Raw genomic sequence first — 26,093 nt, 5'->3', positions numbered from 1 at the left:
CAATTCTCTGTGACGATTCGTGCGGGAAGTGCAATGCAAAGGCGCCCTTCCAGGGGTGCCCCGGAGCCGTCCACACGGGAGGCCGCCGGCACGGTGGCCCCAATTAAAGGCCAGTTCCGATCGTAGTCTCTCAGCGGCCGCGCAGCCGGATTGACTGAGAGCCGCGCCACAGCGGCCCAAGGAATGACCCGGACAGCCGCAGCGTTATGGAGATTAACCCCTCCGACCAAGAAAGGAACTCGCCGTGTTTGAACGGATTTCCGGCTCGCTGCTGGACCCCGACGCGCTCTACGCCAAGAACATTGAGCTGTTCCACAGCCCCGAACTGCGGGGGCTGAATCTGGTGATGGGCTTCACCGGTTTTGCCGACGCCGGCCACGTGGTCAGGCAGATCACGGACGAGCTCCTCGACAACCTCGAGTCCGAACGCGTTGCCGTGTTTGATGCCGACCAGCTCATCGACTACAGGACCCGGCGGCCGCACGTGTCCTTCGTCGAGGACCACCTTGAGGACTATCAGGCACCCAGCCTCGCCCTCTACCGGCTCGTCGACGGCCTGGGCAGGCCGTTCCTGTTCCTGGCCGGATTCGAGCCTGATTTGCAGTGGGAACGCTTCGCGCGTGCCGTGGTGCAGATCGTGGAGACACTGGACGTCAACCTGGTGACGTGGATCCACTCAATCCCCATGCCAGTGCCGCATACGCGCCCGGTGGGAGTGACGGTGCACGGCAACCGCCCCAAGCTGATCGAGGGCATCTCGGACTGGAAACCGACGGTGGAAGTACCCGCCGCTGTGGGCCACGTGCTGGAGCTCCGCCTTGTTGATGCCGGACGGAGCGTGGCCGGCTACGTCATCCACGTTCCCCACTATCTGGCCGAAGCCGAGTACCCGCCGGCGGCCGTCGCGGGCCTTGAATACCTCGGCGCCGCCACGTCCCTCATGCTCCCCACCGACAGGCTGCGGGAGTCGGGCCGCGACGTCGGACGGCAGATCGCCGAACAGGTTGAGGCCTCGGTGGACGTCCAGCAGGTGGTCGCCAAGCTGGAGGCGCGCTACGACGAAAAGGCGGAGGGCACCGTTCGCCGGTCCCTGCTGGCCGATGAGAACGACGAACTGCCAGACGCCGATACGCTCGGAGCCGCAGTCGAGGCCTACTTGGCCCGGGAAAATCCGACACCATAACATCGGTCACTTAAGCCCTGATTTAAATAGGATTTTTGCGGGCTGCGGGCATAATTAACAAGGTGACTGCACCCCGCGCCTGGCTCGTTTGGTCCATTGGCATTTTCTCGTACCTGGTGGCGGTGACCCAGCGTACGTCGTTTGGTGTGGTCGGACTCGAGGCCACCGAGCGGTTCCACGCGAGTGCCTCGGCGATCTCTTTCTTCACCGTGCTGCAGCTGCTCGTCTATGCGGGGCTTCAGATCCCGGTGGGCGTGCTGGTGGACAGGTTCGGCTCCCGGGCCATGATCGCCTGTGGCGCCCTGCTCATGGGCCTGGGCCAGCTCCAGCTCGCGTTCGCCGAGAGTGTCCCGGCCGGCGTGGTCGGCCGCGTATTGGTGGGCGCGGGCGACGCCATGACGTTCATCTCCGTCATCCGGCTGATCCCGCTCTGGTTTGCGCCTGCCCGCGTGCCGCTGCTCACCCAGCTCACCGGAATGTCCGGGCAGCTGGGCCAGCTCCTGAGCGTGGTGCCGTTCGCCTTCGTCCTCCACACCGCCGGCTGGAGCCCAGCCTTCCTGTCCCTTGCAGGACTGTCCGGCGTCGCCGTCGTCCTCGTGGTCCTGCTGCTCCAGGACGTGCCGCCCGGCACTCCCCGCCAGGAGTCAGTCAAGGGACTGCGCGCCACCGGTGTATCGCTCTCCCGGGCCTGGAAGCAGCCCGGCACCAGGCTCGGCATGTGGAGCCACTTCACCATCCAGTTCAGCGGCACGGTGTTCGCGATGACCTGGGGATACCCCTTCCTCATTTCGGCGCAGGGCCTGGACTCCGGCACCGTGGCTTCGCTCATGTCCCTCTATGTGGCCGGTGCCATCGGTGCAGGACCCCTGATCGGGCGGTTTGTTGCACGGCATCCCCTCCGGCGCTCAACCATGGTTCTCCTCCTTGTAGCCGCCACGGCAGTCGCCTGGGCGGCGGTGCTCCTCTATCCGGGCCGCTCGCCGCTGTGGCTGCTCGCCGTGCTCGTGGTGGTGCTGGCCATCGGAGGTCCGGGCTCCATGATCGGCTTCGATTTCGCCCGAACCTTCAACCCGGCGCACCGGATCGGCACCGCCACGGGCATTGTCAACGTCGGCGGTTTCTTCGCAGCGCTCATGGCCATCTACCTGATTGGGGCCGTCCTCGACATCCTGTATTCCACCGGGTTCTCGAACGGAGTGCTGTACGGCCTCGAACCATTCCGCATCGCCCTGTGCGTGCACTTCCTGATCCTGGGAATCGGATCCGTCGCCATGCTGGTGGTCCGCCGCAAGGTCCGCCGGCAGATGGCTGCCCAGGGCGTGGTGATTCAGCCGCTGCTGCAGGCGATGGCAGAACAGCGCAGGGCGCGCAACGCACGGCGGAAGTCCGCTTCGCGGGACTGACTTCGTGGAGGCCGGAGGCCTCCCGGGCGGCTGGCGTGTGCCTGCACCTGTCCTCCACAGCCAAGGGTCTTCCACATAGCCCAGGTTGCGGGTGCCGTCGGGGGCGGGAGCGGCGAAAGCTGGAGGCATGAACGCACCCGAGCACCTGATCATCAGCGGCCCCGAGGACATTCTCGGCTATGTTCCCCACACGCTGGGGTACTGGCCCACCCGCAGCCTTGTGGCCATGACCATGCAGGGCAAACGGCTCGGAGCCACGCTCCGCGTCGACTTACCGGAGGGGGCGCCGTCCAGGCGCGGACGCGAGAACTTCGCCCGGACTGTGGCCGAGTACCTCCTCGCGGATGACCACGCCGACGGCACCCTGCTGATGTTCTTCACGGATGCTGGCTGGGCGGACGCCTCCGGTCCTCCCGGCGGCAGGGCGCTGCTTGCTGACCTTGAATCCGCCCTCGGGCTGGCCGGAATGCCCGTGCGGGATGCGTGGTACGTCGGCGCCGACTGCTGGCGGAACGTGTACTGCTCGGACACCGGCTGCTGCCCGTTGCCCGGGAGGCCCCTTGCCGAGATCCGGGACAGCCGCCTCAACGCGGAAATGGTGTACCTGGGAAGCAGCGTGGGTGCCCCGCCCGGGGCCGGCTCCGCCGGAAGTCCGGAGCCGGAGGAGGATCCGGCGGTGCTGGCGGCGGAGCAGCGGTGGACGGAAACACTCGGTGACAGAAGGGCCAGCCGGGCCCAGTTCGAAAGCGTACTGGACGTCTGGGAAGTGATGCTGACCGCTGAAGCGGGCACCGGGCTGCCCCACGATGTTGCCGGTTTCCTGCGCGCCACCCTGTGCGTTCCGTCGTGGCGCGATGCTGTCCTGGTCATGGCTGCCGCGGGCCGGTCAGCCGCGGTGGCCGGTGCTGAGGAGTTCGGCATCTTCTCGGCCCTGCCGGGGCCGCCGGCAACAAGCCCCTCCGGCCTGGAAATGCCTGCCAGGACAGTAACTGCAAGGACAATGCCTGCACGGAATGTGCCTGCAGAGACGGCGCCGTGCGATTTCCTCCATCCCACCGCAGCGGGGGAGCCTGATTCATCCCCTGCCCCTGGCAGCTACGGGGAAATTCCTGGCCGTGGCGAGGTCCCGGACGATAGCGAGGTCCATGATGATAGCGAGGCCCACGACGATGGCGAGGTCCCTGGCTACGGCGAGGTCCTCCTCGGCCTGACTCCGCTGGTGCCGGACTGGAACAGGATGAAGTCCCTTGAAGACGCGATGCTGCAGCTGGCGTCCTGCGGCCCGGGGGAAGCGCAGGCAGCTGCCTGGACGGCCAAAGCCTGGATCGAATGGTGCCGGGGGAGAGGCTCCTACGCCCACGCCTCGCTGACCCGGGCGTTGGAGGCAGCCCCTGGGTACAGGCTGGCGGAACTGCTTTCTGAAGTGGTCAGGCGGGGAACCATCTGCGGCTGGGCGGGACGCAGGGAGGCAGCCTGGCAGAAATTCGGCACGGACGCCGCATAGAACCGGGTGTGCTGCCGGGCAGGACAGCCGTGTATTACGGCCCCGGCGGCCCCTGGCGCGGAAAATCATGAGACAATAGTTGCCGAGACCCGGTTGGGTCCGTGAATCAGTGCATGCAGTGGCGCCCGGAGACGGGAACATTGCAGCCGCTCCGACAGTTCTACTTAATGGCTCTGTCGGCCGCGGTTGCACCTGATGTCAATCACGGACTTGACAGGGTCATAGTGGTGTTGCCCGTATGGTGATTCCACAGACCGCCGCTAGAAAGGTTTTCTGTGACCCCGTCTTCCGCGAAGAAGGAACCCGCCGCCCAGGCCGATGAATTGGCCGAGGACAAGAAGGCGGCAACCAACGCCAAGCGTGCAGCCACCCGCGCCGCGAACAAGGCTGCCGCAGTCGCCGGCGGCGACAGCACGTCGGCCGCCGCGAAGCCCGAGCCGAAGAAGCGCGGCCCCAAGCCCGGCGCCAAGGCTGCAGCCGAAGCCGCCGGAAGCCGCTCGACCTCGGATGACGACGCCGAAGTGGATGTCGAAGAGGATCTCGATGACGTGTCGCCTGATCCTGCCGAGCTCACCGACGAACCCGACGAGGCCGGAAAGGCTGCCGCCCCCACCGGATCCGGATTCGTCTACTCCGATGCCGATGACGACGACGCCCCTGTCCAGCAGGTCATGTCGGCCGGCGCCACCGCCGACCCCGTCAAGGACTACCTGAAGCAGATCGGCAAGGTCGCGCTCCTCAATGCGGAACAGGAGGTTGACCTCGCCCTCCGGATTGAGGCTGGCCTCTTCGCCGAAGAGAAGATCGCAGCCGACGACGGCTCAATGGACCCCAAGTACAAGCGCGAGCTTGAATTCATCATCCACGACGGCAAGCGCGCCAAGAACCACCTTCTCGAGGCGAACCTCCGCCTCGTGGTGTCCCTGGCCAAGCGCTACACCGGCCGCGGCATGCTGTTCCTGGACCTGATCCAGGAAGGCAACCTCGGCCTCATCCGTGCAGTTGAGAAGTTCGACTACACCAAGGGCTTCAAGTTCTCGACCTACGCCACCTGGTGGATCCGCCAGGCCATCACCCGTGCCATGGCTGACCAGGCCCGCACCATCCGTATCCCCGTACACATGGTCGAAGTCATCAACAAGCTCGCCCGTGTGCAGCGCCAGATGCTGCAGGACCTCGGCCGTGAACCCACGCCCGAGGAGCTGGCCCTGGAGCTGGACATGACCCCCGAAAAGGTCGTTGAAGTCCAGAAGTACGGCCGCGAACCCATCTCCCTCCACACGCCGCTTGGCGAGGATGGCGACTCCGAGTTCGGTGACCTCATTGAGGACTCCGAAGCCGTGGTTCCCGCCGACGCCGTGAGCTTCACGCTGCTGCAGGAACAGCTTCACTCCGTGCTCGATACGCTCTCCGAGCGTGAAGCCGGCGTGGTCGCGATGCGTTTCGGCCTCACGGACGGCCAGCCGAAGACTTTAGACGAAATCGGCAAGGTCTACGGTGTCACGCGTGAGCGCATCCGCCAGATTGAATCCAAGACGATGTCCAAGCTGAGGCACCCGTCGCGGTCCCAGGTCCTGCGGGACTACCTGGACTAGGACGTCCACCGGGTGTTCCCGGATTAAGAACGCAACAGCAAGGGGCTGCCGCCGGATGAACCGCCGGCAGCCCCTTGCTGTTGCTGCTTGTGTCCCTGTTGTGTGCCCTGGCAGTTTCTGGCAGTCGCGTGTTCCGGCAGTCGTGTCAGGGCAGCAAAAAGCCAGGGTCCCTTGCCGGGAGCCCTGGCTTTCCTGCTCGCGCTTTTCAGCTGTGTGGTCTAGTCGACCGGCACCGGTTCCCTCTCGTGGAGCCGGCCCGTCTCATCGTGCCATTCCGAGCTCAGCGGCTTGAGGGTCGCTTCGACGGCACGTGAATGGTGAGCGCAGAAGAGCAGCTCGCCTCCGGAGGACTCGAGTACAACCCGGACGTATGCCTGCGCACCGCAACGGTCGCACCGGTCAGCTGCGTTCAGTGTGCGGTCGGCAACTGCTGTGGTCATGTCGGCCTCCTTAGTAGATCTTTACATCTATATAACCAGCATTCGCCGCCAAACTATGGCAAGGATGGGTCACTTTCGCTGTCCGCGTATCACGTCTGCGTAACGGCAGCGTTTGCCGGGGGCCGTCTCTGGAGTGGCAGTCAGGTGATCGGCGGCCGCGGGACTAGGCTATAGGAAGCCATTTAATGCCCTGCAGGCCCCGTTGAAGGAGTTCACCACCCGTGGCACCGAGTTCTGAGTACACCGCCCGCCACCTATCGGTGCTGGAGGGCCTTGAGGCTGTCCGGAAGCGTCCGGGCATGTACATCGGCTCCACGGATTCCCGTGGACTCATGCATTGCCTGTGGGAAATCATCGACAACTCCGTCGACGAGGCCTTGGCCGGCTACGGCCACGACATCAGGATCATCCTTCACGCGGACAACTCCGTGGAGATCCACGACGACGGCCGCGGCATTCCCATTGACGTGGAACCCAAGACCGGCCTCACCGGCGTGGAGGTCGTCTTCACCAAGCTGCACGCCGGCGGTAAGTTCGGCGGTGGCTCCTACACCGCATCAGGCGGCCTGCACGGCGTCGGCGCCTCTGTGGTGAACGCCCTGTCCGCCCGGCTGGACGCCGAAGTGGACCGCGGCGGCAAGACCTACAAGATGTCGTTCCGCAGGGGCGAGCCGGGCAGGTTCAAGGACACCGGCACGCGCCCGGATCCCTCGGCCCCGTTCACGCCCTTCGTTGAAGATTCCGTGCTCGACGTGGTGGGCAAGGCCAAGCGCGGAGTCACCGGCACCCGCATCCGCTACTGGGCCGACCGGCAGATCTTCACACCAGACGCCAAATTTTCCTACGAGGAACTTGCTGCGCGCGCCCGCCAGACCTCTTTCCTGGTTCCCGGCCTGAAACTGACCGTCCGCGACGAACGCAAGCTTCCCGGCACCCCGGGAGAAAACGGCCCGCACGAGGAAGTCTTCCACCACGACGGCGGGATCTCCGAGTTCGTGGAGTTCCTCGCCATCGATGCGGGAGTCACTGACGTCTGGCGCCTCCACGGCGCCGGGAAGTTCAAGGAAACGGTCCCTGTGCTCGACGAAAGGGGCCACAGCAAGCTCGCCGAAGTGGAGCGTGACTGCGAAGTGGACGTCGCTCTGCGCTGGGGGATCGGCTACGAAACCACCGTCCGCAGCTTCGTGAACATCATCTCGACGCCGAAGGGCGGCACGCACCAGGCCGGACTGGAGCAGGCCCTCGTCAAGACCTTCCGCAAGGCAGTGGAAACCAACGCCAGGAAACTCAAGGCCGGCAACGACAAGATCGAAAAGGACGACATCTTCGCGGGCCTCACAGCCGTGCTGACCGTCCGCCTGGCCGAACCGCAGTTTGAAGGCCAGACGAAGGAAATCTTGGGCACATCCGCAGTCAAGGCCATTGTGGCGCGGGTTGTGGAGCGTGAGATCACCGCCAAGCTCAATTCCTCGAACCGCAACGACAAGGCGCAGTCGGCCCTGCTCCTGGAGAAAATCGTCAGCGAGATGAAGTCCCGCATCTCCGCCCGCGTGCACAAGGAAACACAGCGCCGCAAAACCGCGCTCGAGACTTCCTCGATGCCCACGAAGCTCGCGGACTGCCGGACGGACGATGTTGACCGCTCCGAGCTGTTCATCGTCGAGGGTGACTCCGCCCTAGGCACCGCGAAGCTGGCACGGTCCTCCGACTTCCAGGCACTGCTGCCTATCCGGGGCAAGATACTGAATGTCCAGAAGGCTTCGGTGGGAGACATGCTCTCCAACGCCGAGTGCGCTGCGCTGATCCAGGTGGTCGGTGCCGGTTCGGGACGCAGCTTCGCGATCGAGGCTGCACGCTATGGGAAAGTCATCCTGATGACGGACGCCGACGTCGACGGCGCCCACATCCGCACCCTGCTTCTGACGCTGTTCTTCCGCTACATGCGCCCCATGGTTGAGCAAGGCAGGGTCTTCGCGGCCGTACCCCCGCTGCACCGCGTGGAAGTGATCAACCCGGGCCAAAAGGCCAACGAGATGATCTACACGTATTCAGAGGCGGAGCTCCACGCGCTCCTCTCCCGGCTGGCCAAGGAAGGCAAGCGCTACAAGGAACCGATCCAGCGCTACAAGGGCCTGGGGGAGATGGACGCCGAGCAGCTCGCCGAAACCACCATGGATCCGAGGCACCGGATGCTCCGTAAGGTCAACATCGAAAACGCCCAGCAGGCTGAAGCCACGTTCGATCTGCTCATGGGCTCGGATGTCGCGCCCCGCAAGGACTTCATTATTGCCGGAGCGGCCAGCCTGGACAGGGACCGCATCGACGCCTGACCCGCCGGAGGTACAGTCCAGGTGCTGCGGAGGCGCGCCAGGGAGGCGCGCCACGTGGTCAGACCGGCGCGTCAGCCCAGCAGGCCCGGCACTATCAGCAGCGCGGTGGGCATGGCCAGCAGCAGGACGCACACGGCCACCACGGCTGCCCGGAGGGTGGCCGGAAGCGGTTCGCGGGGTGAGAGCAGGCGGCTGACGCGGGATGCCGTCGTGCTGGCCGAGCCCGATCCGCCGGCACCGTCGGGCAGCTGCAGGCCCTGCGCGGCGGGTTCCCCCAGGCCCATGGCGGACGCATCCTGTGGTACGGCGGATCCGCTGGCGACGATCGCAATGGCTTTGATCAGCGTTGCCTTGCTCTCCGTCCTGAGGGCAACGTCATCGGCGAGCATTTCGATCAGTGAGTTGACGGCCTCCTGTGCCAGGCGCGTCGTCGGGAGCCAGGGAAGGGCCTGGCGCCATGCGGCGAAGGCCCACAGCAGGAGGTGGTGGCGCTGGTTGAGATGGGCGTTCTCGTGGATGAGCACAGCACGCAGTTCAGCCGGTTCCAGCGCCGCCATGAGCCCGTCGGAGAGTACCGTGACGGACCGCGCGCCGCCCGGCAGGCAGTAGGCCACGGGGGAGTCGTGGTTGATCACCATGGTGCCGGTGCCGTCTGCGGACGGCGATGCCAGCAGCGACAGCAGCTCACGGTGCCGCCTGCGCTGCCGCTCAATCTTGTAGTAGGTCAGCAGCAGGGTAAAAACGAGATGCGCCGTCAGCAGGGCCGCTGCCGACAGCGCAAAGAGGTGCCAGAAGCCTAGCGCCGTGGTGGGGGCATTCTGGAACACCATCGCGGCGAGTGCCCTGAGGCCCGCGAGCAGGTTGTCCCCGATAGGCTCCAGCCCGTAAACCAGCATGGCGCCAATCATGGAAAGGCCACCGGCGAGGCCGATGGCCTGCCACAGCAACATGGCTGTGAAAGGATCCCGCGCGGGCCAGTGGGCACGGGAAAGGAGGATAGGTACCGGCCAGGCCAGTGCTATCGCCAGGACCGCCAGGAAGTATGAGGTCCAGAACATCGTCCGCTAGCTGTGGCCAAGCAGTTTGCGCAGCGTTTCGGCTTCACTCTCCGTCACGGAACCGATAAAGCGGGCAAGCACGGCTTCGCGGTCCGGAGCCGATCCCAGCACTTCGTGCATCAGTTCGGCGGTGTGGTCCTCCCGGCTGGACACGGCCTGGTACCGGTGCGGCCGGGTGCCGCGTTCGCGCTCCACGAGGCCCTTTTTTTCGAGGCGGGACAGCACGGTCAGGACTGTCGTGACGGCCAGGTCCTTGCCGACATGGCCTGCCGCACCGCCCTGCGCCACTGTGCTCTGCGCCAGCATGTCGCGCAGCGTGTTGGCTGTTGCAGCTTCTTGGCCAGCCCAGAGCAGGTCCATCACTGCCCGTTCAAGTTCCCCAAGACTTGCCATCTGTACATCCTTCTGACAACGTGCCGCCTGCGGCCGGGTGGGCGCCGCGTGCTGTGGTTCAAATATTTCACTCCAAATCTAGCGCGTTTGCGCGTTTCTTTCTACATGAGGTAGAACATCCGGCGCGCCGCCCCTCATTGCAGGCCCTCTGTGACGGTGCAACCATGTTTACAGCGTCGGAGCTGTGTTCTACACTCGGTAGAAGTTGTTGTTCTACGCGACGTAGAAAACAGAGCTTGAGAGCTTGAGACCCAGCCAACAGTAGGGACAGCCTTGGAAGCCTTGGAAATCGCACGCTGGCAATTCGGAATCACCACGGTCTATCACTTCATGATGGTGCCGCTGACGATCGGCCTGGGCCTCGTCGTGGCTGTGATTCAGACCATCTGGCACCGGACCGGCAACCCAGCCTACCTGCGGATGACCAAGTTCTGGGGAAAGCTGTTCCTCATCAACTTCATCATGGGCGTGGCCACGGGCATTGTGCAGGAATTCCAGTTCGGCATGGCATGGAGCGAATACAGCCGCTTCGTGGGTGACGTTTTCGGGGCGCCGCTGGCCCTCGAGGCCCTGCTCGCGTTCTTCGTCGAATCCACGTTCCTGGGCCTGTGGATCTTCGGCTGGAAGCAGCTCAAGAAGGGCGTGCACCTGGCCTGCCTCTGGATCGCGGTGATCGGTTCATTCTTCTCCGCGTACTTCATCATCGTCGCCAACAGCTGGATGCAGCACCCCGTAGGCGTCGAAATGATCGATGGCCGTCCCGTCATGACGGACGCCTGGGCTGTCTTCACCAACAACACCGCCCTCGTCGCCGTTCCCCACACGCTCTTCGGCGCACTGGCCGTGGCGGGCGGGTTCCTGCTCGGCATTGCCTGGTATCACCTCTGGCGTCGCCGCAGGGACGGCATCGACACGGTGGACGCCGACGGCAAGGTCATTGCCGGTTCGGCCGACATCCCGGGCCGGGACCGCACGGACCACACCGTATGGATCCGCTCGCTGCGGATCGGGGCGGTGGTGGCCATGATCTCCTTCGCCGGCACCGCACTGACCGGGGACCTGCAGGGAAAGCTGATGTTCGAGCAGCAGCCCATGAAGATGGCTGCCGCCGAAGCCGCCTGCCACGACGGAACGGGCTTCTCGGTCCTCAGCGTCGGCAACCTCGGGGCCCGCAACTGCGATGACATCGTGGCGCTGATCGAGGTCCCGGGCATCCTGTCCTACCTCGCCAAAGGCGACTTCACCACGGAAGTCAAGGGCGTCAACAGCCTGCTGGACCAGTACAGGGCCGACTACGGCACGCATCTGCCGGACAACCCCATCTACGGGGACCGCGCAGGGCAGGAGATCGAGTACGTGCCCGTCATGGAGGTCACTTACTGGGGCTTCCGCATGATGATCGGCTTCGGCGGAGTCGCCGCCCTGGCTGCACTGCTGGCCCTGTGGATCACCCGCAGGGGCACCGTGCCGGAGTCGCGCTGGCTCATGCGGCTGGCAGTGTTCGGCATCCTGGCACCCTTCGGAGCGAACGCCGCGGGCTGGATCTTCACGGAAATGGGCCGGCAGCCGTTCGTCGTGGCACCCAATCCCGACCTCAACGGCATCGACCAGGTCTTCATGTTCACCGCGGCGGCAGTGTCACCCGGCGTCTCCGCCGGCGAGATCCTCACATCGCTGATCGTCCTCACCGCCATCTATGCGGTGCTGCTCGTGGTGGAGGTGAAACTCCTCGTCAAGTACGTCCGGGGAGGCGTAGTCTCCGCCATGCCGGAACTGGTAAGCGCTCCCGTCGACGAAAACGAGGACGCCACCCCCGGGCCGGGCGGTCCCGGCAAACCCGGAGCCGCCGATGACGTCCTGGCCTTCGCCTACTAGACCCGAGGATACGGAACATGGAACTGCTGCCCACCGTCTGGTTCATCGCCATCGCCGTTCTTTGGACGGGTTACCTCTTCCTGGAAGGCTTCGACCTCGGCGTCGGCATGCTGATGAAGCTCTTTGCACGCGACAACACGGAACGCCGCGTCCTGCTCAACACCATCGGGCCGGTCTGGGACGGAAACGAGGTCTGGCTGCTGACGGCCGCAGGTGCTACCTTCGCCGCATTTCCGCTCTGGTACGCGTCCCTCTTCTCAGCCCTGTACCTGCCGCTGCTCCTGGTCCTCGTGGCATTGATCTTCCGGGCTGTCGCCTTCGAATACCGGGGCAAAGTGGACACCGACCGGTGGCGGGACACCTGGGACTGGGCCATCGCCGTCGGCTCCTTCCTCGCAGCCTTCGGCGTGGGCGCCACCCTGGCCCTCAGCACCACCGGCCTGCCGCTGAATGCCAACGGTGACCGCGACGGCGGCCCCTTCTCATGGTTCAGCGGCTACGCGGTGCTCGGCGGCTTTGCCGTGGCGGGGTTTGCCCTGCTGCACGCCCTGGCCTTCCTCGCCCTGAAGACCGACGGCGAGGTCCGTCACCGCGCCCGGCGCTGGTTCGTACGGCTGCTTCCCGTCCTACTCCTCCCCATGGCCGGGTGGGCGCTCAGCGTGCAGCTCCTCAGTGGGGAACTGTGGACGATGGCCGCCCTCGTGCTGGCCGTCGTGGCCGCGGTCGCCGCGTGGTTCCTGGCCCGGAAGGCCCATGAAGGCCGTGCCTTCCTGGCAACCGGTGTGTTCCTGCTCGGCGGCGCCGCCTCGATCTTCGGCGCCGTCTTCCCGGTGGTGCTTCCCTCCACGATTGATCCCGCATTCAGCCTCACGGTCTCCAACGCTTCGTCCTCCGACTACACGCTCGGGCTGATGAGCATCGTGGCCTGCGTCGGACTGCCGCTCGTCATTGCCTACCAGGCCTGGACCTACTGGGTCTTCCGCCGCCGCGTCAGCGCCGCCCACATTCCCGAGGCCCACAGCTTCCTGCCGGCGATCGCCGCCAAAGCCCTCACCCGGAACGACTGAGGGCCCTGTGAAGCCGCAGTTCCCCGGAGGCCCGTCAACGCGCGCCGCACTGTACGGCCTTGGCGTGCTCGCTGCCCTCAAGGCCCTCTCGCTGGTGCTCATGGGCCAGGCCCTCGCGTCGGTTCTCGCCGGCCTGATGGTGCAGGACCCTGCGTGGGCCGACCAGCTGGTCTGGGGCATAGCTGGTGTGGTCCTGCGCTCAGCCACCGTCTGGGCGCAGGGCGCCGCCTCCCGCCGGGCAGCCCTGGGCGTGAAGGAGGAGCTGCGCTCGCAGCTGCTGGAACAGGCCCTGCGCAACGGCGTCCGGTCTTCGGGCCCTGCCGACGGCGGCCTCGCGGTGCTTGCGACGCGCGGCCTCGACGCCCTGGACAGCTACTACACGCAGTTCCTGCCCGCCTTGGTCAATTGCGCCGCCATTCCGCTGCTGCTGGGCGCCCGGATTCTGTTTGCCGACTGGGTCAGCGTTGTAGTCATCGTGCTGACGGTGCCGCTCGTGCCGCTGTTCATGGTGTTGATCGGCCGCTACACGGAAGACAAGGTATCGGACGCGCAGGCTGCCCTGTCCCGGCTCTCAGGCCACATGCTGGAACTTGCCAAGGGGCTTCCGGTGCTGGTGGGGCTGGGCCGCGCCTCCGCCCAGCGCCGCGCCCTGGAGGATATTTCCGAAGAGTACCGGTCCAAGACCATGGGGACCCTCCGGACGGCGTTCCTCTCTGCCCTGGCCCTTGAACTGATCGCGACGATTTCGGTGGCCGTGGTGGCAGTCTTCATCGGTGTGCGGCTGGTGCATGGGGACATGGGGCTGGAGGCCGGACTCCTCGCCCTGATCCTCGCGCCGGACTGTTACCTGCCGCTCCGGGAACTGGGAACGGCGCACCACGCCAGCGACGACGGCCGGGCAGCCCTCGCTGAGACGACGGCGGTGCTGGACTCACCGGAGCAGCGACGGCTTGAGCCGCGGCCGGCGATCCACGACCTCACCGTCAGTGGTCTCAGTGACAGCAACCTTACCGTCAGCGACCTCACTGTCAGCCGACTCACCGTCAGCTACGCGGGTAGGCAAGGCGTCGCCGTCGGGCCCCTCAGCTTTACCGCGCCTGCCGGCCAGATCACTGCGCTGGACGGGCCCAGCGGTGCCGGCAAGAGCACTGTGCTGGGTGTCCTCGCGGGCACCATCGGCTCCGGGGGAGGCACCGACGTGGCCGGAACGCTCGGCGGCTTCGCCCCGGCGGCCGTGGCCTGGGTTCCCCAGCACCCGGTCATGGTGGCGGACACCGTCCGGGAGGAGGTCCTGCTTTATCTTGCGGCAGACCCGGCGAAGGACGGGCACCAGCTCGACGGCGGAGTGCAGCAGTGCCTCGCAGCAGTGGGCGCAGCCCACCTGGCAGGTAAGCACCCGGCAGAATTGAGCCCCGGGGAGCTGCGCCGCGTCGCACTGGCGCGGGGGCTTGCCCGCATCGCGGCGGGAGCCACGGTGCTGCTGCTGGACGAACCCACAGCGCACCTGGACCGGGCCTCCGCCGACATCGTCCAGGCCGCGATCCTGGATCTCCGCGGCAGGGCGACGGTGATTCTCGTGGCCCACGACCGGCAAACCCGGGACCTTGCAGATCACGTCGTTTCCCTTCCTGCGGCAGGGAACCACTCGGCAGCCGCTGCCGCCGCTCCCGCCGTAGCTGCCCGCCCCGCCGTGGCCGCAGGTTACCGTGCCCCGCACCCAGCCCACGCCGTCCCCAAGGAGCTGCCCAATTCTGCCCCAGCAGCTGCGGGTTCCAGCCAGGCCGCGGGCTCCAGCCGGGACTCGAGTGACTCAGCGCAGTCCGGCGGGACGGCGCACGAGGCCGGGCTGCTGGGAAGGCTGCTCGCACCGGTGCGCGGCAGGTTTGCGGGCGCCGGCATGGTGGGAACCCTCGCGTCCCTCTTCGCGGTTGCCCTGTCCGGACTCTCCGGCTGGCTCATCCTGAGGGCCAGCGAACAGCCGCCCATCCTGTACCTGCTCACTGCCATCGTGGGGGTTAGGTTCTTCGGAATCGGCCGGGCCGTCCTGCGCTACTGCGAGCGGCTGGTGCTTCACGACGCCGTCTTCGCATCACTGACGTTGCTGCGCGGGCGGCTGTGGGAGTCGCTGAGCCGGCGTGCCCTGTCCCTCCGGCGGCTGCTGCAGGGCGGAAACGTGCTGGGAGTCGTCGTCGACGACGTCGACACGGTCCGCGACCTTCTGCCGAGAGTGGTCCTTCCGCCGGTGACGGCCGCGGCAGTAGCCGCAGCAGCCGTTGTAACCTCGGCATGGCTCGTGCCCGCTGCCCTGCCGGCTGTCGTGGCCGCCGCGGCTGTCAGCCTGGCGGTGGCACCCTCCGCTGCGCTGGTTGCCGACCGGATGTCTGCCGGCACTGAACAGTCCCTGCGGTCCGGGGTCCTGCGCCGAATCGCGGCTGCCCTCGATGCACGGGCGGAGCTGCACGCCAACGGCGTGGCGTCGCCCGTCCTGGACCGTATCCGTGCCGACGACCGCGCGGCGACCCGTGCCTCCCAGCGCTCCGCGTGGGCGGAGGGACTCGGGCAGGCGATAACCGTCGCCGCCTGCGGCGCCGGGGCGCTGGCCTGCGCCGTGCTGGCGGCGCCGGACGTTCTGGCGGGTGCCGTCGCCGCCCCGACGGCCGCCGTCGTGGTCCTTATGCAGTTGGCACTCGTTGAACCCTTTGCCGGCATGACGACGGCGGTCCGCCAGTACCCCGCGCTGCGCTCGGTGCTCCGCCGCATCGGCGAGTCCGGGGTGCTCAGCGAACCGGCCTCTGACGTGCCGGACACGGCTGTGCCGGCCTCTGACGTGCCGGCCAGGCCCCAACCGCGGGAGAACGGGCGTCCGGGTGTCGAGATGAAGGGGCTCGCCGCCGGGTGGCCCGGAGCCGCAGCTGTTTTCAGTGGCCTGTCAGCAGTGGCGGAGCCGGGCCGCTGGCTGGCGATCACCGGCCCGTCGGGCGCCGGCAAGTCCACCCTGCTTGCGGTCATGCTGGGCTTCCTGCCGGCCCGTGAAGGAACAATTGCGGTGACCGGCACTGCGGCCTGGTGCCCGCAGGAGGCCCACCTCTTCGATTCCACGATCAGGGGCAACCTGCTGCTGGGCCGCCGGGAACGGCAAGCATCAGCGGATGCCGACTCCGAACAGGAGATGCGGCAGGCGCTCGCGGCAGTGGGCCTGACGCCCCTGCTGGAGCGGCTGGATGACGGGCTGGACACTCGGATCGGACCCGGCGGCGTGTTCCTCAGCGGCGGTGAAAGGCAGCGGCTTGCCGTGGCACGCACCCTCATGACCCAGGCCGAGGTGATCCTGCTGGACGAGCCCACTGCCCACCTCGACGCCGAATCAGCCCGTGCGCTGATGGCCGACCTCCGGGCGGGGCTCCGTTCCCGGACGGTAGTGCTGGTGACCCACAACCCCGCAGACATCAGCCCCCTGGACAACCTCCTGTCCCTTCGGCAGGGCGGTGAATCCCGGGCAACAGAGGAGATGGCGCCATCGCTGGCCTCCGGTTAGCCTGTTCCCATGACGCCATCCGAGGTTGCCGCCGGCTGCACCGTTGACTTTCCGCTGCTGCGCTGGAAGAGCGCCGGGAACGGGGATGTCCCGGCGTGGGCGGCACTCATAGCCCGGACGGCAGCGGTGGAGAAGCCGGTGTGGTTTGAACACGAGCCGGAGCTGGAACAGATCATGGAATCCCGGAAGAATCCGCCGGAGCGCAATATCGTGCTGGGGTTCGACCCGGACGGCGTCGCCCGGGCGTATGCACGACTAATGAAGAACAGCGACAGCGAGAAGGCGTACGGCTTCGGCTGCGTCGACCCGCAGTGGCAACGCCGCGGCGTTGGCTCCGCCCTGCTGGAGTGGCTGGAAGCGCGGACCCGGCAGCGTTTCGCGGAGGACGCCCAGGCCGGCGGCCAGGCTACTGAACGAGTTACGGCCGCTCCGCGGCTGCGGATCCACAACGAACAGCAGCACGGGCACCAGGCGGCGCTCTTCGCCAGGCACGGCTACGAGGTGGTGCGCTACTTCAACGAGATGCACCGGCCACTGGCAGGGCCGCTGCCGGACGTCGTGCTGGATCCGGGGCTTGAACTGGTGACCATGGGACCTGAACTCAGCGAGGCCGTACGGCTCGCACACAACGAGGCCTTCCGGGACCACTGGGGCAGTGAACCCAAGGACGAGGAATCGTGGGGATTCGTCGTGAACGACCCGCAGGCCCGGCCCGACCTCAGCGCCGTTGTGCTCGAACGCAGCACTGGGATAGTGGCGGGATACCAATTGGCTGCCCATGACGCGGAAAGCGCGGTAACCCGGGGATTCAGCGAAGGCTACACGGACCTGCTTGGGGTGCGGCGTGAGTTCCGCGGGCGCGGCATCGCCAGCGCGCTGCTCGCCGATGCCATGCGGCGCTTCGCAGCGGAAGGATTCGACGTCGCATCGCTGGACGTCGACTCCGAGAATCCCACGGGCGCCTTGGCGCTCTATACCAAGATGGGCTATACACCCGTCAACAGGAGCCTGGCCTGGGATAAGCCGCTAACCCCCTCTGCCTGAACAGCGCAGTTAACCGTCAGCTAACCGTCCACGTCGGCGAGATGGTGGACCACGTCGTGCAGGAAATATTGCGCGAGGGTCAGCACCGTGAATTCCGAACCGTTGCTGCGGAGCCCGGTTCTGCCCCACTGGGATTCCTTGACCCCGGCAAAGGATGCTGCCACCTGCTGGCCCTCGGCCGTCAGTTCGGCGCTCACCGTGGCGGGGTCGGAACCGGCGTAATCGTTCTCCACGGCCGTACGGTCCTGGTCCCAGTTCTCGAACTGTGCGTGGTCATCGGTGAGCATCAGGTTCAGCCGCCGGTCGAAGAGGCTGAAGACGTCCCGGACGTGGCAGGCATATTCGAGGGCCGACCAAGTGCTGTCGTTGGGGCGCTCTGCGACGTCCGGGCGGCGAAGCACTGCCCGCCAGCGCGGGAGCATGTTCTCCACGCTGCCGGGCGCCGTGGACGGAGTGACCGTCGAGGCATCGAAACCGCATTCGCTGCACGGGCGGGACAGGACCCAGGTCCAGTCTTTTTCATCCGGAATGATAGGCATGCCAGTAGTCTAGGCCCCGCGTTCTGGGCACTTCGTTCTTGCCCCTGCGTCTGGGGCATTTCAGCCTAGGCCTCTGCAGCCTCAGCCCACGCCATGCTGGGTCCGATGGCCTCCACGGCCTGGGACAGCGGAATGCCGGAACCGTCCCGGCGGCCGTGCTCCTGGGGCAGGGAACGGGCCACGCCGGCCAGGGAAGACGCCTTCGCCGGGCCGTGGCCCGCCCAGGCCTGCAGCAGCGTGTCTTCACCCTTGAGGAAGCGGTGCGCACGCACCCCGCCCGTGGCCCGGCCCTTGGCCGGATACTCGGCAAACGCGGTGACCTTGGCGGCCCCCGGCGCGGTGCCCGGCAGGGCGCCGTCGGTCCCGGAAATAGTCACGACGACGGCGGCCTCGTCACCGGGGGCAACGGCACCGAAGAAGATCACCTGGTCGCCGGCCGCGAGTTTGATTCCCGCCATACCGCCGGCGGTCCGTCCCTGCGGGCGGACGCTGGCCGCGCTGAACCGCAGCAGCTGCGCCTGGCGCGTCAGGAAGACCAGGTCGGTGTCGTCGCTTCCCGCGGGAGCCACGCCCACCACCGTGTCCTTGTCCTTGAGGGCAATGACTTCCCAGTCCTCCCGGTTCAGCGGATAGTCGGGCTGCACGCGCTTGATGACACCCTGCGCGGTCCCGATGGCGAGCACTTCATCCAACGGCACGAACGCGACGAGGGACTCACCCTTCAGCAGGGTAATGAAGTCCTTGGCGGGGACACCGCCTGCGAGGTTCGGCAGTCCGGACATCGCGGGAAGGACGGGCATGTCCACCACCTGGATGCGCAGCATGCGTCCCAGCGATGTGATAGCCGCGATCTCGCCCCGGGCGGAGGTCCTGACCACGGAACGGAACACGTCGTGCTTGGAGCGCGGCCCGGACTCCGCGAGGCTGTCCTGGTTGGAGGTCCTGGCAATCTGGCCGGACGCAGTGAGGATGGCCCAGCAGGGATCGTCCGCAATCTCCAGTGCGAGCGGAACAGCTTTGCCCTTGACTGCCTTGCCCTGGATGCCGTCCGCCGCAGCGGCAACGGTGGGGGAGACCGCCTCGGATTCCAGGAGCACGGTGCGGCGGGGGGTGCCGTATTTCTCCGCGATTTCCGCCAGCTCGCCGGAGACCAGATCCCGCAGCAGCTGGTCGGATCCCAGGATGGCTTCGAGTTCCTCGATCTCGCGGCGGAGCTCGTCCTGTTCCTTCTCCAGCTCGATCCGGGAGTACTTGGTCAGCTGGCGGAGGCGCAGTTCCAGGATGTAGTTGGCCTGGATTTCGGAGAGGTCGTAGATGGACATCAGCCGTTCCCGCGCCGCCGACGCCTCATCCGAGGACCGGATGATCTGAATCACCTCGTCGATGTCCACGATGGCGATGAGGAGGCCCTCCACGAGATGCAGGCGGTCCTTCTTCTTGCCCAACCGGAAGGCCGTCCGGCGCCGAACCACGTTGAGGCGGTGGTCCACGTAGACGGTGAGCAGCTGCAGCAGGCCCAGGGTCTGCGGTTGCCCGTCCACGAGGGTGACGTTGTTGATGCCGAAGGAGTCTTCCATGGGCGAGTAGCGGTAGAGCTGCTGAAGCACGGCGTTCGGGTTGAAGCCGTTCTTCAGCTCGATGACCAGGCGCAGCCCGTGTTTGCGGTCGGTGAGGTCGACGACGTCGCTGATGCCCGTCAGCTTCTTGCCGTTGACCGCGTCCTTGATCTTCTCGATCACCTTCTCCGGCCCCACCATGTACGGCAGCTCGGTAACCACCAGGCCCGTCCGGCGGGCGGAGAGCTGCTCCACCTCCACCTTGGCGCGTGTCTTGAAGGAGCCCCGGCCGCTGGCGTACGCCTCGCGGATGCCGTCCAGCCCAACGATCCTGCCGCCCGTGGGAAGGTCCGGTCCGGGCACGAACCGCATGATGTCCTCCAGCGTGGCATCCGGGTTGGCGATGAGGTGCCGGGCCGCGGAGATCACCTCCACGAGGTTGTGCGGTGCCATGTTTGTGGCCATGCCCACGGCAATGCCCGTGGCGCCGTTGACCAGCAGGTTCGGGAACGCGGCCGGCAGGACATCGGGCTGCGTGAGCTGGTTGTCGTAGTTCGGAACGAAGTCCACCACGTTCTCGTCGAGGTGGTCGGTCAGCGTGAGCGCGGCCGCCGCGAGGCGGGCCTCGGTGTAGCGCGGCGCCGCCGGACCGTCGTCGAGCGATCCAAAGTTGCCGTGGCCGTCGATCAGCGGAAGCCGCAGCGAGAAGTCCTGGGCCATGCGGACCATCGCATCGTAAATGGCGGTGTCGCCGTGCGGGTGCAGCTTGCCCATGACCTCGCCCACCACACGGGCGCTCTTGACGTGGCCGCGATCAGGCCGCAGGCCCATCTCGCTCATCATGTACAGGATGCGCCGCTGTACCGGCTTGAGGCCGTCGCGGGCGTCGGGAAGCGCCCGGGAATAGATGACCGAATAGGCGTACTCCAGGAAGGAGCCTTCCATCTCGGAAGTGACGTCTATGTCGACGATGTTTTCGGTGTAGTCCTGGACGATTTCCCCTGACGGGGTGGAATTCTGGCGGCGGGCCATGGGGCTGGTGGATCCTTTGGGGGTGCACTTCGGAAGTCTTAGCTAGGCTAAGCCTATGGTGGAACAGCCCGCGGACGGCATTTATCCGGAATATTGGGAAGCCGATGTCGTCCTGCGAGACGGCGGAACGGCACACCTGCGGCCCATTCATCCATCGGATGCGGACGCCGTGCAGGCTTTCCATACCGGACAATCGCAGAACTCAATCTACATGCGGTTCTTCTCGTTCAAGGCACGGCTGTCTAGCAAGGAGCTCAAACGGTTCACCGAGGTGGACTACCGCAACCGGGTGGCTTTCGTGATCACCATTGGCGGGGAAATCATCGGGATCGGCCGCTATGACAGGCTCGACGATCCCACCGAGGCTGAGGTGGCCTTCAACATCGCCGACAAGCACCAGGGCCGCGGCATCGGCTCCATCCTGCTGGAACACCTGGCGGCCGCTGCCCGGGAAAACGGCATCCACCGCTTCACCGCCGAAGTCCTGCCGGAAAACCGGAAAATGCTGATGGTCTTCTCCGACGCGGGCTACGACGTCAGAAGGCATTTCGACGACGGCGTGGTCAGCCTCGAGTTCAACATCGATCCCACCGACAAGTCCCGTGCCGTGATGGAGGCCCGGGAACACCGTGCGGAGGCGAGGAGCGTGCAGGACCTGCTTGCGCCGTCGTCGGTGGCGGTGATCGGAGCGAGCCGCAAGTGGGGCACCGTGGGGTACCAGCTCCTCGAGCACATCATCGAGGGTGGCTTCACCGGCCCCGTCTACGCCATCAACCCGGAAGCGCTGGAGCTGGCCGGGATGCTGTCCTTCGGGAAGCTGTCGGAGGTGCCCGGCCCGGTGCAGCTGGCGATCGTGGCCGTGCCTTATGACGAGGTCCCGAACGTGGTGGATGAGTGCGCGGCCGCGGGCGTCAAGGGAATCGTGGTGGCAACGGCAGGGTTCGCCGAAGACGGCGACCGCGGCCTCGCGCGCCAGCGTGCGCTAGTCCGCCAGGCAAGGGCCAACGGCATGCGGGTCATCGGACCGGCATCGCTGGGCATGGTGAACACCCATCCTGCCGTGTCGCTGAACGCCTCCATGGCACCGAGCCTGGCCCGGCGCGGGGGACTGGGACTCTTCAGCCAGTCCGCCGCGATCGGTGTTGCCCTGTATGCGGCGTCAAGCCGCCGCCGCGTCGGCATCTCCACGTTTCTCTCCGCCGGGAACCGCGCGGACGTCTCCGGCAATGACATGATGCAGTTCTGGGAGGACGACGCCGACACCACCGCCGTGGGTCTGTACCTGGAGTCGATCGGCAACCCGCGCAAATTCTCGCGGCTGGCCCGCCGTCTGGCCCTCACCAAGCCCGTCATCGTCGCCAAGTCCAACTCCATGGGCCTGCAGTTGCCGCCCGGGCACGCGGTGCGCACCACCCAGGCCCCGGCCGGAGCCCTCGACGCCATGATGCGCCAGGCCGGGGTGATCCGGGTGGAGACCATCGAGCAGCTCATGGACGTCGCACAGATTGTCGCCGCCCAGCCATTGCCCAAGGGCGCCGGCGTGGCCGTGTTCAGCAACTCAGGGGCGCTGGGGAAGGTCGTGGCCGACAGCGCAATGGCCCACGGCCTGGGCGTCGAGGAACTCGTGGCCGATCTGGACCTCGACGCCGGCATGTCGCGCGCGCTGCCTGAACTGCAGCGCCGGCTGCGCGAAACGCTTGCCCTGGATGCCGTGCACGCGGCTGTGGTCGCCTTCCTGCCGGCCAGGGGGCTGACGGTCGAGAAGATCGCGGGCGCGCTCGCCGGCTGTTCCGCCGAAGCAGGGAAACCCGTTGTCGCGGCATTCACCGGCATCCTCGACCCGTCCGTCTACGTGGAGGGCATGGTGGGGGATGAGGCCCCCGCGGCGCCGGTCCCGTGCTACTCAAATCCGGGGGCCGCCGTCGCGGCGCTGTCCGCCGTGGTGCGCTACGCCGAGTGGGCCGACCGGGACCAGGGGCTCTTCGCGGATCCCGAGGGCTGCGACGCCGAAGCCATGCATGCCGATCTTGAGCTGCTGCTTAACGACGTCCGGGGCGAACAGCTGAAGGAGCTGGACGCGGCGGATGCCGCCCGCCTGTTGGGGCACTACGGGATCAAGGTGCTGCCGTCCGAAGGTTTCGTGACACCAGATGAAGCGGTGGCAGCGGCTGAGCGGCTGGGCTGGCCCGTGGCATTGAAGACCACTGATCCCACGCTGCGGCACCGGCTCGACCTGGGCGGCGTGAGGCTGGACATCCAGGATCCGGAGTCCCTTCGGCTGAACATCCTGCAAATGCGCCGTGCGCTCGAACCCTACGGCTCATCCTCGCTGGAGGTGCAGGCCATGGCGCCGGTGGGCCAGGCCTGCACGTTCCGCGCCATCGAGGATCCGCTGCTTGGCCCGGTGGTCTCGTTCGGGCTGGCGGGCGACGCCGTCAACCTGCTCGACGACTGGGCGCACCGCGTGCCGCCGCTGTCCGCCGCCGACCTCCGGGACTTCATCCGCAGTCCCCGCGCCTCCCGCAAGCTGTTCGGCTACCAGGGGCTTCCCGCCGTCGACATTGCCGCACTCGAAGACCTGGCTGCGCGGCTGACCCGGCTGAAGGACGCCCATCCGGAAATCGCGCTCGTCGAGTTCAACCCGGTCCTGGCCACGCCGCACGGGGTGTTCATCCTCGCGGCCGACGTCCGGATCGGCAACGCCGCCCAGCGCACGGACAGTGCCCGCAGGGCCATGCGCGACTGAGCGCTGGTTAGCATGTGCCAAGCCGATCTGTGAAAATGGGGAAATGAGCTCCCAGCCTCCCACCTCGAAGCCTCAAGCACCGGACCACAGCCCCCAGGCTTCCAGCCACCACAGCTCACACAACCACACCGCCCAGGGCCAGAGCCTGGACGGGGCCCTGCAGCAGGCAGGCTTCTACCCGCGGCTCGTGGCCGACGTCGTTGACGATGCCCTCGACGGCCGGGACTGCCTTGCCCACCTGGTGCACCTCGAAACACACTTTGACCGGGCCGAAGTCCGGCGGCACATCACGGTGCTCGTACTGACGGACGACATGCTCGTGATCACCCACGTGGACGACCAGCAGCTCGACGATGCAGGCGAGCAGATCGTGGCGCAGATTTCCACGGAGTCAGTCCCGGTGGCGCAGATCCGGTCCGTCGTGCTGAGCTACATGTACGCCCAGCCGCAGAACTACAAGCCATCGGATCCCGTGCGCGAGGTCACCCTGTCCATCGCCTGGTCCGGCGGGCAACGGCTCGAGATGGGCCCGGCCAGCTGCGGCGACCCACAGTGCGAGGCGGACCATGGGTACAGCGGAACGATCGCCCAGGAGGACATCGTGCTGCGCATCTCTGCTGAAGCGGATGGCCTACAGGCCGTCCAGGACGCCAAGCTTTTTGCCCGCGCCCTGCGCGCCGTGAACACAGGTTCTTCCACACCGGTTCCGCACGGGGCCAGGGCATCGCAGCCGCGCCCCCGGATGGGTGTGTTCTCGAACCGCCTCAGCCGCGGACACCAGCGCTGAGATGGCGCCGGAAAACGGCCTGCCTTCCCCCGCTTCCCCTTCAACGCATTCCGCCGCACCAGTGCTTCCCCCGGCCCCGGCTTACGGGCACCGCTCTGTAGCCGACGTACTGGGCAGCGCTGCGGCGAGCCTCGGCCTTGACGGCTTCGAGAACCGGCTCGGGCTGCCGCCGGCCAAACGGATCTGCGTTGTCCTCGCCGACGGCCTGGGGCGCAGCCTGCTGAAGCAGAAGTCCGCCCACACCCCGTTCCTCCGCGGTGTCATGCAGCGGGGCCAGGGCGACGTCCCGGTGTGGATCGATTCTGCGTTTCCCTCCACGACGGCCGCTTCCCTCGCGAGCCTTGGCACGGGACTTACCCCCGGCCAGCATGGGCTCGTGGGGTATGACGTCCTTGACCCCTCCCAGGACAAAGTGGTCAACATGCTGGGCAACTGGGATGCCGGTGTGGACCCGCAGGACTGGCAGCCATTTCCCACGATCCTGGAGCGGGCCGCGGAACATGTTGACGTTACGACCGTCAGCCTTCCCCAATTCGGCGATTCTCCCATGACCCGCGCTGCCCTGCGGGGAGGAACCTTCATCTCGGGAATCACCTCGCATGCCCGCACGGCTGCCGCCGCCGAAGCGATGGCCGCTTCCGACTCGTCCCTCATGTACTTCTACGTGAACGACCTCGACAAGGCCGGTCACCGGCACGGTTCACAGTCGCCGGAGTGGGAACACCAGCTCGAAGAACTGGACGCAACGGTCAAGCGGCTTGACTCCGCTCTTCCCGCGGGAACCACCGTCCTGCTCACCGCCGATCACGGCATGCTGGACGTGGCCGAGGGCCAGCGGATCGACTACTCGGAAGACCCCTCACTGGTGGCCGGCGTCAGGCACACAGCGGGGGAGCCCCGCATGCTCCACCTTTACCTAGAGGAAGAGGCGGCCCCCGGCGGTACCGGGACCGCCCGCCAGCGTCTCCTCGACGCCTGGCGGAGCCGATTCGGCGAGCGGATCTGGGCCTTCACGCGGGAAGAAGCGATTGGCGCCGGCCTCTTCGGTCCGGTCCGGCCCGGCGTCGAGCAGCGGATCGGCGACGTCATGATCGCGGCCCGCGATGCAGTGGCCTTCTACGACACCCGCCGGGTCCGCCCCGCCGCCATGGAGGTAGTGGGGCAGCACGGTTCCCTGACCAAGGCGGAGCGGGAAGTTCCGCTGCTCTGCTTCCAGGCTGCGGGCAAGACCCCCAGCCGCGGGAGGACCCGTGGCTGAGCTCGTCTTCTTCTCGGGCACCATGGACTGCGGAAAGTCCACACTTGCGCTGCAGATGGACTACAACCACCGTGCGCGCGGGCGCGGCGGCGTCCGCTTCAGCTGCAACGACCGCGCAGGCGGCTCACGCATCTCAAGCCGGCTCGGACTGCAGACGGACGCCGTGGAGGTCGTGGACAGCACCGATTTCTGGGACGAAGTGGTGCTGCGCCGCACGCGGGGCGTCCGCGTCGACTACCTCATCTGCGACGAGGCCCAGTTCTATTCGCCCGCGCAGGTGGAACAACTCGCGCGGATCGTGGACGAGATTGAAGTCGACGTCTTCGCGTTCGGTATCACGGCAGATTTCCGCACCCGGCTTTTCCCCGGTTCGCAGCGGCTGATTGAACTCGCGGACCGGGTGCAGGTGCTTCAGGTGGAGGCACTCTGCTGGTGCGGACGGCGCGCCACCCACAACGCCAGGACAGTCGACGGCGTGATGGTCATGGAGGGCGCGCAGGTAGTGGTGGGCGACGTCGAAATGGCCGGCGAAGCGGGGCCAGCCAGTGCACCCGCGGATGCCTCCGGAACGGAGCCGGCGGTGGGGTACGAGACACTGTGCCGGCGGCATTTCATGCGCCGCGTCACCGCCCATGGCGCCAACATCATGGCCCAGCAGGACCAGTTGCTGCCCTTCGAAGTTGATGCCTGCCTGTGGCGCGGTACGGGCAGCCGCACCGGAAGTACAGCGGGGAACAGGTAGCCGCGA

General features: G+C 66.8%; 18 protein-coding genes. 13 read left to right on the top strand and 5 right to left on the bottom strand.

Annotation, left to right across the window (positions count from 1 at the left end; genetic code table 11):
* The first annotated feature begins 244 nt into the window (after positions 1-244).
* From AC5RUM_RS12730 to AC5RUM_RS12715, 4 genes are all read left to right on the top strand, one after another.
* The gene (locus AC5RUM_RS12730; protein WP_494035254.1) at positions 245-1,183 is read left to right on the top strand and encodes a proteasome assembly chaperone family protein; all 939 of its coding nucleotides are present in this window, start codon (positions 245-247) and stop codon (positions 1,181-1,183) included.
* Between the two features lie 62 nt (positions 1,184-1,245).
* On the top strand, positions 1,246-2,586 hold the full coding sequence (locus tag AC5RUM_RS12725; protein ID WP_494035253.1) for an MFS transporter: 1,341 nt from the start codon (positions 1,246-1,248) through the stop codon (positions 2,584-2,586).
* Between the two features lie 127 nt (positions 2,587-2,713).
* Complete coding sequence (locus tag AC5RUM_RS12720) at positions 2,714-4,090, top strand: DUF4192 domain-containing protein (protein ID WP_494035252.1); 1,377 nt, start codon at positions 2,714-2,716, stop codon at positions 4,088-4,090.
* A gap of 275 nt (positions 4,091-4,365) precedes the next feature.
* Entirely contained in the window at positions 4,366-5,685 is a 1,320-nt protein-coding gene (locus AC5RUM_RS12715) for an RNA polymerase sigma factor (RefSeq protein WP_494035251.1), read from the top strand.
* Between the two features lie 218 nt (positions 5,686-5,903).
* Here the strand turns inward: AC5RUM_RS12715 and AC5RUM_RS12710 are convergent, their stop codons facing one another.
* Entirely contained in the window at positions 5,904-6,125 is a 222-nt protein-coding gene (locus AC5RUM_RS12710) for a DUF7455 domain-containing protein (RefSeq protein WP_494035250.1), read from the bottom strand.
* Between the two features lie 221 nt (positions 6,126-6,346).
* Between AC5RUM_RS12710 and AC5RUM_RS12705 the strand changes: the two genes are divergently transcribed.
* Positions 6,347-8,455, top strand: a complete 2,109-nt coding sequence (locus AC5RUM_RS12705; RefSeq protein WP_494035249.1) for a DNA gyrase/topoisomerase IV subunit B — start codon at positions 6,347-6,349, stop codon at positions 8,453-8,455.
* A gap of 71 nt (positions 8,456-8,526) precedes the next feature.
* Here AC5RUM_RS12705 and AC5RUM_RS12700 read toward each other — a convergent pair whose 3' ends face one another.
* Both AC5RUM_RS12700 and AC5RUM_RS12695 read right to left on the bottom strand, forming a co-directional pair.
* Positions 8,527-9,513, bottom strand: a complete 987-nt coding sequence (locus tag AC5RUM_RS12700; protein ID WP_494035248.1) for a M56 family metallopeptidase — start codon at positions 9,511-9,513, stop codon at positions 8,527-8,529.
* A gap of 6 nt (positions 9,514-9,519) precedes the next feature.
* On the bottom strand, positions 9,520-9,906 hold the full coding sequence (locus AC5RUM_RS12695) for a BlaI/MecI/CopY family transcriptional regulator (protein ID WP_400579572.1): 387 nt from the start codon (positions 9,904-9,906) through the stop codon (positions 9,520-9,522).
* A 273-nt stretch (positions 9,907-10,179) separates the two neighbouring features.
* Here AC5RUM_RS12695 and AC5RUM_RS12690 point away from each other — a divergent pair, with 273 nt between their 5' ends.
* The 4 genes from AC5RUM_RS12690 to AC5RUM_RS12675 are packed head-to-tail and all read left to right on the top strand — an operon-like array spanning position 10,180 to position 17,427.
* Positions 10,180-11,781, top strand: a complete 1,602-nt coding sequence (locus tag AC5RUM_RS12690) for a cytochrome ubiquinol oxidase subunit I (RefSeq protein ID WP_494035247.1) — start codon at positions 10,180-10,182, stop codon at positions 11,779-11,781.
* Between the two features lie 17 nt (positions 11,782-11,798).
* Entirely contained in the window at positions 11,799-12,848 is a 1,050-nt protein-coding gene (gene cydB, locus AC5RUM_RS12685) for a cytochrome d ubiquinol oxidase subunit II (protein WP_494035246.1), read from the top strand.
* Between the two features lie 7 nt (positions 12,849-12,855).
* Positions 12,856-16,383: a thiol reductant ABC exporter subunit CydD gene (cydD, locus tag AC5RUM_RS12680; protein WP_494035245.1), complete on the top strand. Its 3,528-nt coding sequence runs from the start codon at positions 12,856-12,858 to the stop codon at positions 16,381-16,383.
* Between the two features lie 9 nt (positions 16,384-16,392).
* On the top strand, positions 16,393-17,427 hold the full coding sequence (locus AC5RUM_RS12675) for a GNAT family N-acetyltransferase (RefSeq protein WP_494035244.1): 1,035 nt from the start codon (positions 16,393-16,395) through the stop codon (positions 17,425-17,427).
* 20 nt (positions 17,428-17,447) lie between these two features.
* On the opposite strand, the gene AC5RUM_RS12670 is transcribed toward AC5RUM_RS12675, so the two are convergent.
* On the bottom strand, positions 17,448-17,966 hold the full coding sequence (locus tag AC5RUM_RS12670) for a DinB family protein (protein ID WP_494035243.1): 519 nt from the start codon (positions 17,964-17,966) through the stop codon (positions 17,448-17,450).
* 65 nt (positions 17,967-18,031) lie between these two features.
* Positions 18,032-20,554, bottom strand: coding sequence for a DNA gyrase/topoisomerase IV subunit A (locus AC5RUM_RS12665; RefSeq protein ID WP_494035242.1), 2,523 nt, complete (start codon positions 20,552-20,554; stop codon positions 18,032-18,034).
* A gap of 55 nt (positions 20,555-20,609) precedes the next feature.
* Here AC5RUM_RS12665 and AC5RUM_RS12660 point away from each other — a divergent pair, with 55 nt between their 5' ends.
* The 4 genes from AC5RUM_RS12660 to AC5RUM_RS12645 are packed head-to-tail and all read left to right on the top strand — an operon-like array spanning position 20,610 to position 26,087.
* On the top strand, positions 20,610-23,300 hold the full coding sequence (locus AC5RUM_RS12660; protein ID WP_494035241.1) for a bifunctional acetate--CoA ligase family protein/GNAT family N-acetyltransferase: 2,691 nt from the start codon (positions 20,610-20,612) through the stop codon (positions 23,298-23,300).
* Between the two features lie 43 nt (positions 23,301-23,343).
* A complete protein-coding gene (locus AC5RUM_RS12655; protein ID WP_400579564.1) occupies positions 23,344-24,087 on the top strand; it encodes a DUF5998 family protein in 744 nt (247 codons plus the stop codon).
* Position 24,088: 1 nt separating this feature from the next.
* Positions 24,089-25,345, top strand: a complete 1,257-nt coding sequence (locus AC5RUM_RS12650) for an alkaline phosphatase family protein (RefSeq protein WP_494035240.1) — start codon at positions 24,089-24,091, stop codon at positions 25,343-25,345.
* A complete protein-coding gene (locus AC5RUM_RS12645) occupies positions 25,338-26,087 on the top strand; it encodes a thymidine kinase (RefSeq protein WP_494035239.1) in 750 nt (249 codons plus the stop codon). Before AC5RUM_RS12650 ends, AC5RUM_RS12645 begins: the two co-directional genes overlap by 8 nt.
* Positions 26,088-26,093: the final 6 nt, after the last annotated feature.

It is taken from the genome of Arthrobacter sp. B2060, from assembly GCF_059090445.1.
Note: the sequence above shows the minus strand (reverse complement) of the source record. Positions and strands in the feature narration are given on the sequence as shown.